Here is a 10,157-nt window from a genome sequence, read left to right on the forward strand (position 1 = left end):
CTGCACCGTGCCCGACGACATCTGTCAGTGGCGTGGTGTGCAATGGACCACGTGTCCGCTTTCGATGAACCCCTGAAGAAGCTGCTCGGCGGAGCCACCGCGAAGGTGATGGCCGAACACCTCGACCTGCACACGGTCGGTGATCTGCTCCACCACTACCCGCGGCGCTACGAGGAGCGGGGCCGGCTCACGGCGCTCACCGATCTCCCGCTGGACGAGCACGTGACGGTCGTCGCCCAGGTCGCCGACGCGCGGATCATGATGTTCAACAACGGCCGGGGCAAGCGGCTCGAGGTCACGCTCACCGACGGCAGCGGCAGGCTCCAGCTGGTCTTCTTCGGGCACGGCGTCCACAAGCCCCACAAGGAACTCCTTCCCGGGCGGCGCGCGATGTTCGCGGGCAAGGCCTCCGTGTTCAACCGGAAGATGCAGCTCGCCCATCCCACCTACCAACTCCTCGACGCACAGGACGAGAGCGAGGCTACCGAGGCCGTCGACGCCTTCGCGGGCCAGTTGCTGCCGATCTACCCCGCCTGCAAGCAGCTCGACTCCTGGCGCATCGCCAAGGCCGTCGACACCGTCCTGCCCAGCGCGGGGGAGGCGGTGGACCCGCTGCCCCCCGCGCTGCGTGAAGGGCGGGGGTTCGTGCCGCTGCCGGAGGCGCTGCTCAGGATCCACCGCCCGCAGACCAAGGCGGACATCGCCGCCGCGCGGGACCGGCTGCGCTGGGACGAGGCCTTCGTCCTCCAGGTCGCCCTCGCCCGCCGCCGGTACGCCGACACCCAACTCCCCGCGGTGGCCAGGAAGCCCGTGCCCGAAGGGCTGCTCGACGCCTTCGACCGCACACTCCCCTTCACGCTCACGGAAGGCCAGCGGAAGGTCACCGAGGAGATCTTCGGCGACCTGGCGACGGAGCACCCGATGCACCGGCTGCTACAGGGTGAGGTCGGCTCCGGCAAGACACTGGTCGCGCTGCGCGCCATGCTCCGGGTCGTCGACGCGGGCGGCCAGGCCGCGATGCTCGCCCCCACCGAGGTGCTCGCCCAGCAGCACCACAGGTCCGTCACCGAGATGATGGGCGAACTGGCCGAGGGGGGACTGCTCGGCGGCGCCGACCTGGGCACCAAGGTCGTCCTGCTCACCGGATCCATGGGAGTCCCGGCCCGCCGCCGGGCACTGCTCGACCTGGTCACCGGCGAGGCCGGGATCGTCATCGGCACCCACGCGCTGATCGAGGACAAGGTGAAGTTCCACGACCTCGGCCTGGTCGTCGTCGACGAGCAGCACCGGTTCGGCGTGGAACAGCGCGACGCCCTCCGCTCCAAGGGCAGACAGCCCCCGCACCTGCTCGTCATGACCGCCACACCCATTCCGCGTACGGTCGCGATGACCGTCTTCGGCGACCTGGAGACCTCCGTACTCGACCAGCTCCCCGCGGGCCGCTCGCCCATCGCCAGCCACGTCGTCCCGGCCAAGGACAAGCCCCACTTCCTCAGCCGCGCCTGGGAACGCGTCCGCGAGGAGGTCGAGAACGGCCACCAGGCGTACGTCGTGTGCCCCCGGATCGGCGACGACGCCGACGCGACGGCGGAGAAGAAGGAGAAGGAGAAGGGGAAGGAGAAGGGGAAGGCCGGGAAGAAGGCCGCCCCCGAGGACGAGGCAGACAAGCGGCCGCCGCTCGCCGTGCTGGACATCGCCGAGCAGCTGGCCGGGGGACCGCTCGCCGGTCTGCGCGTCGAGGTGCTCCACGGCAGGATGCCGCCCGACGAAAAGGACGACGTGATGCGCCGGTTCTCCGCCGGCCAGGCCGACGTCCTCGTCGCCACCACCGTCATCGAGGTCGGGGTGAACGTCCCGAACGCCACCGCCATGGTGATCATGGACGCCGACCGCTTCGGGGTGTCCCAGCTGCACCAGCTCAGAGGCCGCGTCGGCCGAGGCAGCGCCCCCGGCCTCTGCCTGCTGGTCAGCGAGGCCCATGAGGCGAGCCCCGCCCGGGCCAGGCTCTCCGCCGTGGCGGCGACCCTCGACGGCTTCGAGCTCTCCCGCATCGACCTCGAACAGCGGCGCGAGGGCGACGTCCTCGGCCAGGCGCAGTCCGGAGTCCGCTCCTCGCTGCGGGTGCTCAGCGTCATCGACGACGAGGAGGTCATCGCGGCGGCCCGCGAGGAGGCCGTCCGCGTCGTGGCGGACGACCCCGGGCTCGACCGCCTGCCGGAGCTGCGCACCGCGCTGGACGCCCTGCTGGACAAGGACAGGGAGGAGTACCTCGACAAGGGGTGACCGGGCGGATCCGGGGGCGACCGGGCGGATCCGCGGGGACGCCATATCGTGGGGAGCACGGCGCACGTCCCGTCCGGTGCGCCGCCCGCGACCCGAGGAACAGACGCCCATGACCCGCGTGATCGCCGGCTCGGCCGGCGGACGCCGCCTGTCCGTACCGCCCGGCACCGGCACCCGCCCCACATCCGACCGTGCGCGCGAGGCGCTGTTCTCCACCTGGGAGGCGCTCCTGGGGACCCTCGACGGCATCCGTGTCGCCGATCTCTACGCCGGCTCCGGAGCGGTGGGGCTCGAAGCCCTCTCGCGCGGCGCCGCCCACGCGCTGCTCGTCGAGGCCGACGCCGGGGCGGCGCGCACCGTCCGCGACAACATCCGCACCCTCGGTCTGCCCGGCGCCGAGTTCCGGGCAGGCAAAGCCGAACAGATCGTGACGGGACAGGCGCCCTCGGAGCCGTACGACGTGGTGTTCCTGGACCCGCCGTACGCCGTGACCGACGACGATCTTGGGGAGATCCTGCTCACACTCCGTGCTCAGGGGTGGCTCACGGGCGACGCCCTCGTCACGGTGGAACGGAGCACCAGAGGCGGCGAATTCAACTGGCCCGACGGTTTCGACCCACTGCGGGCCCGCCGCTACGGCGAGGCCACGTTTTGGTACGGTCGCGCCGCCTCTACGTGCGAAGACGCACGATGACCGCACCGGAGAGCGAGGGGACCACGTTGCGCCGCGCCGTCTGTCCGGGGTCGTTCGACCCCATCACCAACGGGCATCTCGACATCATCGGACGAGCTTCGAAGCTGTACGACGTCGTGCACGTCGCCGTGATGATCAACCAGTCCAAGAAGGGCCTGTTCACGGTCGACGAGCGGATCGAGATGATCCGTGAGGTCACCGCCGACTTCGGCAACGTCGAGGTCGAGTCCTTCCACGGACTGCTGGTCGACTTCTGCAAGCAGCGCGACATCCCGGCCATCGTGAAGGGCCTGCGGGCCGTCAGCGACTTCGACTACGAGTTGCAGATGGCCCAGATGAACAACGGCCTCTCCGGGGTCGAGACGCTCTTCGTGCCGACCAATCCGACGTACAGCTTCCTGTCGTCCTCCCTGGTCAAGGAGGTAGCCACCTGGGGCGGCGACGTCGCCCACCTGCTGCCGCCGGCGGTCCACCACGCGCTGGTGGAACGTCTCGGCAAGAAGTGAATTGCTGACCGTCCGTCACCAGGTGTCGGGCGGGAGGCGACTGGCCGTACAGTCGTCCCGTCCGTCTCCAACAGCAGCAGAGAGTGGCGAGCACACGGTGGACGTGCAGAAGAAGCTCGACGAGATCGTCGAAACGGTCGGGAACGCCCGGTCCATGCCCATGTCGGCGTCCTGTGTGGTCAACCGGGCCGAGCTGCTCGCGATGCTCGAAGAGGTGCGCGAGGCCCTGCCCGGCTCGCTCGCCCAGGCCCAGGAGCTCATCGGCGGACACGAGCAGCTGGCGGAGCAGGCCCGGCGCGAGGCCGACCGGATCATCGAGTCCGCCCACGCGGAACGCGGATCGCTGGTCTCCGGCACCGAGATCGCCCAGCGCTCCCAGGCGGAGGCCGACCGGATCCTGTCCGAGGCCCGCAGGGAGGCCGACGAGGTCCGCGCCGAGGCCGACGAGTACGTCGACAGCAAGCTCGCCAACTTCGAGGTCGTCCTCACCAAGACCATCGGTTCCGTGGACCGCGGCCGGGAGAAGCTCCTGGGGCGCGGCGAGGGACTCGACGAGCAGGGTTACGAGGACCCGGACTTCGCCGAGGCGCCCGAGCGCAGCGCCGACCCGGAGACGCTCCGCCAGCGCGCGGACGGCTACGTGGACGCCAAGCTGGGTGCCTTCGAGGCCGTCCTCGCCAAGACCCTGGAGGCCGTCGGCCGGGGCAGGCAGAAGCTCCACGGCCGGGTCGCGAGCGACGACCTCGGCGCGCACATGGCGGCCCAGGACGCCGCGGGCGGCGGGCAGCGCACCAGCGACGAGGACCACTGGGCGGGCCTGGCGGCGCTCTCCACCCCCGAACCGCCCCAGCAGCCGTCCTACGCGGAACCCGTCCAGCCGGGCTACGCGCCGGTGGCCGGGTACCAGGACCCCGCGCAGACCGGTTTCCCCGCCCAGGCCGGGTCCGAGCAGCAGTACGCGCAGACGTACGGCTACCAGGACCAGCAGCAGCCCCAGGACGGCTACGGGTACCCGCAGCAGCAGCAGCAGCAGCAGCCCGACCCGTACGCGTACCAGCAGCAGGCGTACGACCCGAACCAGCAGCAGGGCTACGGCTGGCCGCAGCAGGCACAGCCGCCGGTGCAGCAGGGCGAGAGCGCGCTCGACGAGACCAGTCTCTTCGACACGGGCATGATCGACCTGGACCAGCTGCGCCGCTACGAGCAGGGCCGCTGAGGGGGAGGACCGGACCGGATTGGGAGCTGGGCGGTACGTCCAGTATCCTGGCTGTTCGGTCGCGCGTATGTCCGCGATCCCGGCTGCCCTCTTTCCGTCAGGACAGGGGCCGCCCTCCCGAAACCGCACCACGCACATGATCTCGAAAGCAGGAAAAGCCCTGAACGGCCATCTCGACCACCGCAACCCCCTCGTGTTCGATACGCGCGAGCTGGGTCGGCGTCCAGGTGCCATGAAGCGGCTGACCCGCTCGGCGGAAGCTCCTGGTCCGCCGTCGGTCCTCGGTATCGACGGGGTCGTCGGCGTGCCGGAGAACGCGCCCGTGGCGCTGGATCTCCGCCTCGAATCGGTCATGGAAGGGGTGCTCGTCACAGGCACCGCCCGTGCGACGGCCGAGGGGGAGTGCGTAAGGTGTCTGGAGCCGCTGGCCATCGAGGTCGAAGCGGACTTCCAGGAGATGTTCTCGTACCCTGACGCCGATGACCGGAACCGCAGCAGGACCGCGGACCCGGTCGACGACGCCGAGGACGACGAGGACAGGTTCTTCCTCGAGGACGGCTTGTTCGACCTCGAGTCTGTGCTGCGTGACGCGGTAGTGCTCGCACTGCCGATGCAGCCGGTGTGCAAGGAGACCTGTGCCGGTCTGTGCTCCGAGTGCGGAGTCAGGCTGGACGAGAATCCGGGCCACCACCACGATGCCGTCGACATGCGTTGGGCGGCACTGCAAGGACTCGCCGAGACCGTTCAGGACGGCGAGAAGGACAACATGGGCGGCGCCGAACCTGGCGTCGACGAGAAGCAGGAGAAGTAGCCGTGGCTGTTCCGAAGCGGAAGATGTCGCGCAGCAACACGCGCCACCGCCGGTCGCAGTGGAAGGCTGCGGTCCCCACCCTGGTTTCGTGCGAGCGTTGCCAGGAGCCGAAGCTCCAGCACATTGCGTGCCCGAGCTGCGGCACCTACAACAAGCGCCAGGTCCTCGAGGTCTGAGCGGCTGGTGAGAGGCCCGATGTCTGAGTTGTCCAGCGCCAAGAAGCAGGCAGACAACATCAACACAGCCTCGTCCCACACGCTTCTGGAAGGGCGGCTCGGGTATCACCTCGAGTCCGCCCTTCTGGTGCGTGCGCTGACCCACCGTTCGTACGCATACGAGAACGGCGGTCTGCCCACCAACGAGCGGCTGGAATTCCTCGGGGATTCCGTGCTCGGCCTGGTGGTCACGGACACGCTGTACCGCACCCACCCCGACCTGCCCGAAGGCCAGCTGGCCAAGTTGCGGGCCGCGGTGGTCAACTCGCGTGCACTTGCGGAAGTGGGCCGCGGCCTCGAACTCGGCTCCTTCATCCGGCTCGGCCGTGGTGAAGAGGGAACGGGTGGCCGGGACAAGGCTTCCATCCTCGCCGACACCCTCGAAGCGGTGATCGGCGCCGTCTATCTCGACCAGGGACTCAGCGCGGCCTCGGAGCTGGTGCACCGGCTCTTCGACCCGCTGATCGACAGGTCCTCGAGCCTCGGAGCCGGCCTGGACTGGAAGACCAGTCTCCAGGAGCTCACCGCGAGCGAGAGCCTCGGAGTACCCGAGTACCTCGTCACGGAGACCGGTCCGGATCACGAGAAGACCTTTACTGCTGCTGCTCGCGTCGGTGGTGTCTCGTACGGCACCGGCACCGGCCGTAGCAAGAAGGAAGCGGAGCAGCAGGCGGCGGAGTCCGCCTGGCGCGAGATCAGCGCCGCCGCGGAAGCACGGGAGGCAGCGGGCGGTTCCGCTGCCGACGGAGGGGTCGCCGACACCCCTGCCGAACCGTCGCCGCACTCGGACGCCGCTCCGGCCTGAACCATCCGAGAGCCCCTCGGTGCCATGCGCACCGGGGGGTTCTCGCTGTCCCGTTCCCCGCGAAGGAGTGTCCGCCGTGCCCGAACTGCCCGAGGTCGAAGTCGTACGGCGGGGTCTGGAACGCTGGATCTCCGGGCGCACCGTGGAGGCCGTGGAGGTCCTGCACCCGCGTGCGGTCCGCCGGCACCTCGCGGGCGGGGCCGACTTCGCCGCCCGGCTCCGCGGCCTGCGTTTCGGCACGGCGATGCGCCGCGGCAAGTACCTCTGGATCCCTCTCGACGAGGAGGCCTCCTCGATGCTGGGCCACCTCGGCATGAGTGGCCAGCTCCTCGTGCAGCCCGAGGACGCGGCGGACGAGAAGCACCTGCGGGTCAGGATCCGCTTCGACGACGCCCTCGGGACCGAGCTCCGGTTCGTCGACCAGCGGACCTTCGGAGGCCTCTCGCTCCACGAGAACACCCCCGACGGACTGCCCGACGTCATCGCGCACATCGCCCGGGACCCCCTCGACCCGGCCTTCGACGACGCGGCCTTCCACGTGGCGCTGCGTCTGCGCCGTACGACGGTCAAACGGGCCCTGCTCGACCAGTCCCTGATCAGCGGAGTCGGCAACATCTACGCCGACGAGGCTCTCTGGCGCAGCCGCCTCCACTACGAGCGGCCGACCGCGACCATGACCCGGCCCATGACGGGCGGGCTGCTGGGGCATGTGCGCGACGTGATGCGGGAGGCGCTCGCCCAGGGAGGAACCAGCTTCGACAGCCTGTACGTCAACGTGAACGGCCAGTCCGGATACTTCGACCGGTCGCTGGACGCGTACGGGCGCGAGGACGAGCCGTGCCGCCGCTGCGGCACACCGATTCGCCGGCGCCCCTGGATGAACCGTTCCAGCTACTTCTGCCCGCGCTGCCAGCGTCCGCCGCGGATCTGAGAGCCCGACCGGCCCGGATCTCCGAGCGGGAGCGGGGGCTCAGGCCCCGTTCGCCGCGTCGTACCGGTGCCGGGCCTCGATGACCTCGGGCATCCGGCCCTCCACGAGCTGGATGAGGTCCAGCAGCCGGCCCGCGACCTCCCGGCCGAGTGCCGTCAGCTCGTAGTCGACGCGCGGCGGATTGGTGAGCCGGGCGTCCCGGTGGACCAGACCGTCGCGCTCCAGGGCGTGGAGCGTCTGCGAGAGCATCTTCTCGCTGACACCGTCGACCCGGCGGCGCAGCTCGTTGAAGCGGAACCCGCTCTCGTACAGAGCTCCGAGGGTCAGGCTGCCCCAGCGGCCCGTGACGTGCTCCAGCGTTCCACGCGAGGGGCACTGCCTGGAGAAGACGTCGAACGGCGACTCGGCGCCGCCTGCGCGCACGGATTCCGTCTCTGCCTGAGCCATGCGTCCCAGCTTACGCCCGCGCAGCGCTCACTTCCGGTGAGCGCTGCGCGGGTGAAAGGGGGGACGCGGGGCCGGTTTCTCAGAAGCCGAAGTCCTGAGGCCCCAGCCCGGCGACCTGCGCAGCCTGACCGCTCCATGGCCCTGACCAGCGATGGAGCGGTCGGCATTGGTGGGCGCTGGTTGATGCTGGCGACTCTCGGACGGCCCCAGGGCGGCCCGAGGTGTCACGGCCGTAGCTGTTCCGTTGCGGTGTCGCCCGTTGCCAGCGAAGGAGTAATGGTCCCTTGGCTGCAGAGTCGGTGCTGCGAGACGCGTGGCGCCTCGGCGAGCTCGCGGCAGCTTAGGTGTTGCGTTTGTTGCAGATACTGCGGATACTGCTAATAGTGAGCTAGCCGCTAGCACGACCAAGAAACCGCCACTGCCCTCACGGCAGTGGGCCCCGTACTTGCGCCAACAACTATGGGGCCCGCCACCGTCGCCAGTCCGCTGCCGCGCCAACGGCAGTGGACTCTTGGCGCCCACCCACACCTAGGGGCGCGCAATGACCAAAACTGATCTTCGTCCGGTCAAGCTCCCGGACGACAAGAAGGAAGCCGCAAACCATGCCCTCGCACGGGTTCGGACGTACCTGGCTGAACACCAGGAAGCGTCCCAGATCCGCGTCAACGTTCAAGATGGAGGAGACCTTGAGCCATTGGTTCTCCCTCGCGAGGCTGTAGAGCTTCTCGCGTCGCTTCTCGCTCATCTCGGTGCCGGCCGGGCTGTGTCCATCGTCCCTTCTGATGCAGAGCTCACCACTCAGCAAGCTGCCGACATGCTCAACGTGTCCCGCCCCTTTCTCATCGGGCTCTTGGAAGCCGGAGAGATTGAGTACCGGACAGTTGGCACACACCGCAGAATCACTGCGTCGTCTCTGCTGGAGTACAAGCGTCAGGACGACCGTCGCCGCCGCCTGGCAGCCGATGAGCTCACCAGGCTCGGCCAGGGGATGGGAATGACCTAGATCATGGCTTTCACCGCCGTCTACGACGCCAACGTTCTGTATCCGAGTACCTTGCGTGACGTGCTCATCCGGGTTGCGCAGGCTGGCTTGGTGCGGGCGAAGTGGACGGATCGTATCCTCGACGAAGCCTTCCGGAACCTGAAGAAGAATCGGTCTGACCTAGACCCGCTTAAACTGGATCGGACGCGGGAGCTCATGGCAGGCTCTATCCGAGATGTGCTGGTCAAGGGATACGAGCCACTGATCGAGATACTCGACTTACCGGACCGAGACGACCGGCACGTCCTTGCAGCCGCTATCCGTGCGAAAGCGCAGGTCATAGTTACGTTCAACCTGAAGGACTTCCCGGCTGACAAGTTGTTGGTTTGGGATGTACAGGCTGTTCATCCAGACGCGTTCATAGAAGCGCAGGTTGGCCTGTCGCCTCAGCTGGTGTACGGAGTGCTGACTCAAATAGCAGACGCCTGGACGACCCCTTCTGACGCGGTGGTTTCCGATGTGATTGCCTCGCTGGAGAGGGAAGGTCTGGTTGCTTCAGCCGCAGCGCTGCGAGCCATGCAGTAAATGTCTCAGCAGTCGTGCCCCAGTCGCCCTTGGCGGTTGGGGCACGACTGCTTGTCGCTTGTCACCACGCAGGTCAGACAAGGGGTTCGTCCCTGTGAGCCGCTACAGCGCCCTGCCGACAGGCGACAAGCGACAAGCTGAAGAGACCGCCCTCCGGGCGGGCGACCTTCGGGTGCCAACGGCTGGAGCTCCCGGAGGCGCCGGGCGCCTGCGGGATTGGCAGCCGGAGGAGCCTTCTAAGGGACGCGCGACGCCCTCCATTGGAAGGCTCAGGGGCCAGCGACGGAACGCAAGGAGGGGTATACGGCCCACGGGGCGCTTCATGCCCCTGTTGGGGCTCGTTTGTCCCTGGCAGCTCGATAGGCCGCGAGAGGCCCCGTGAAGACGCAGCGTGACCCCAGTTTCCCGTCTCGCGCGCGCACGCGTAGTGAGCCCTGGAGGAAACCGGGAAACCGGAAACTCAGCGACGCTCTGCGATGGTGCCGCTCGACGCGGACACTGGCGCCGGCAGAAGAGACCACCTCCCACCGGGCCCCGGATCTCTACTGGCAACCATGGGCTCTGACGGGACTGCTGCAGGGTTGGGCGACAGCGGGGTTTATGCAGCCAGGGCTGCGGCTGGGATCATGATGGTCTCGTACTCGACGGGGGTCAATCGGGCCAGGCGTCTCTGACGCCGGCG

11 protein-coding genes are annotated in these 10,157 nt (G+C 68.7%); 10 read left to right on the forward strand and 1 reads right to left on the reverse strand.

Features of this window, described 5'->3' with window-relative positions; all coding sequences use genetic code 11:
- The first annotated feature begins 42 nt into the window (after positions 1-42).
- From recG to mutM, 8 genes are all read left to right on the forward strand, one after another.
- Positions 43-2,283, forward strand: a complete 2,241-nt coding sequence (gene recG / locus AB0I83_RS08615; RefSeq protein WP_363304081.1) for an ATP-dependent DNA helicase RecG — start codon at positions 43-45, stop codon at positions 2,281-2,283.
- Between the two features lie 109 nt (positions 2,284-2,392).
- The gene (gene rsmD, locus AB0I83_RS08620; protein WP_356839740.1) at positions 2,393-2,977 is read left to right on the forward strand and encodes a 16S rRNA (guanine(966)-N(2))-methyltransferase RsmD; all 585 of its coding nucleotides are present in this window, start codon (positions 2,393-2,395) and stop codon (positions 2,975-2,977) included.
- A gap of 26 nt (positions 2,978-3,003) precedes the next feature.
- Complete coding sequence (gene coaD / locus AB0I83_RS08625) at positions 3,004-3,483, forward strand: pantetheine-phosphate adenylyltransferase (RefSeq protein WP_356531232.1); 480 nt, start codon at positions 3,004-3,006, stop codon at positions 3,481-3,483.
- Between the two features lie 97 nt (positions 3,484-3,580).
- Positions 3,581-4,699: a cell division initiation protein gene (locus tag AB0I83_RS08630; protein ID WP_363304082.1), complete on the forward strand. Its 1,119-nt coding sequence runs from the start codon at positions 3,581-3,583 to the stop codon at positions 4,697-4,699.
- A gap of 136 nt (positions 4,700-4,835) precedes the next feature.
- A complete protein-coding gene (locus AB0I83_RS08635; protein WP_363304083.1) occupies positions 4,836-5,510 on the forward strand; it encodes a DUF177 domain-containing protein in 675 nt (224 codons plus the stop codon).
- A gap of 2 nt (positions 5,511-5,512) precedes the next feature.
- Positions 5,513-5,686 carry a 50S ribosomal protein L32 gene (gene rpmF / locus AB0I83_RS08640; RefSeq protein ID WP_003965982.1) on the forward strand — a complete coding sequence of 58 codons (174 nt, stop codon included), beginning with the start codon at positions 5,513-5,515 and terminating at the stop codon, positions 5,684-5,686.
- Positions 5,687-5,705: 19 nt separating this feature from the next.
- Entirely contained in the window at positions 5,706-6,530 is an 825-nt protein-coding gene (gene rnc / locus AB0I83_RS08645) for a ribonuclease III (protein WP_356531168.1), read from the forward strand.
- Between the two features lie 76 nt (positions 6,531-6,606).
- Entirely contained in the window at positions 6,607-7,461 is an 855-nt protein-coding gene (gene mutM, locus AB0I83_RS08650; RefSeq protein WP_363304084.1) for a bifunctional DNA-formamidopyrimidine glycosylase/DNA-(apurinic or apyrimidinic site) lyase, read from the forward strand.
- A gap of 39 nt (positions 7,462-7,500) precedes the next feature.
- Here mutM and AB0I83_RS08655 read toward each other — a convergent pair whose 3' ends face one another.
- The gene (locus AB0I83_RS08655) at positions 7,501-7,908 is read right to left on the reverse strand and encodes a helix-turn-helix domain-containing protein (RefSeq protein WP_363304085.1); all 408 of its coding nucleotides are present in this window, start codon (positions 7,906-7,908) and stop codon (positions 7,501-7,503) included.
- Between the two features lie 541 nt (positions 7,909-8,449).
- Here AB0I83_RS08655 and AB0I83_RS08660 point away from each other — a divergent pair.
- Complete coding sequence (locus AB0I83_RS08660; RefSeq protein ID WP_363304086.1) at positions 8,450-8,911, forward strand: helix-turn-helix domain-containing protein; 462 nt, start codon at positions 8,450-8,452, stop codon at positions 8,909-8,911.
- A gap of 3 nt (positions 8,912-8,914) precedes the next feature.
- Positions 8,915-9,475, forward strand: a complete 561-nt coding sequence (locus AB0I83_RS08665; RefSeq protein ID WP_363304087.1) for a PIN domain-containing protein — start codon at positions 8,915-8,917, stop codon at positions 9,473-9,475.
- The last annotated feature ends 682 nt before the right edge of the window (positions 9,476-10,157 follow it).

It is taken from the genome of Streptomyces sp. NPDC049970, from assembly GCF_040660235.1.
In the GTDB taxonomy this organism is placed as follows: Bacteria; Actinomycetota; Actinomycetes; order Streptomycetales; family Streptomycetaceae; genus Streptomyces.

Bases quoted from the DNA above. Each gene is read 5' to 3' on its own strand.
- recG (WP_363304081.1), top strand. From the start codon at position 43: ATGGACCACGTGTCCGCTTTCGATGAACCCCTGAAGAAGCTGCTCGGC.
- rsmD (WP_356839740.1), top strand. From the start codon at position 2,393: ATGACCCGCGTGATCGCCGGCTCGGCCGGCGGACGCCGCCTGTCCGTA.
- AB0I83_RS08635 (WP_363304083.1), top strand. From the start codon at position 4,836: ATGATCTCGAAAGCAGGAAAAGCCCTGAACGGCCATCTCGACCACCGC.
- rnc (WP_356531168.1), top strand. From the start codon at position 5,706: ATGTCTGAGTTGTCCAGCGCCAAGAAGCAGGCAGACAACATCAACACA.
- AB0I83_RS08655 (WP_363304085.1), bottom strand. From the start codon at position 7,908: ATGGCTCAGGCAGAGACGGAATCCGTGCGCGCAGGCGGCGCCGAGTCG.
- AB0I83_RS08660 (WP_363304086.1), top strand. From the start codon at position 8,450: ATGACCAAAACTGATCTTCGTCCGGTCAAGCTCCCGGACGACAAGAAG.
- AB0I83_RS08665 (WP_363304087.1), top strand. From the start codon at position 8,915: ATGGCTTTCACCGCCGTCTACGACGCCAACGTTCTGTATCCGAGTACC.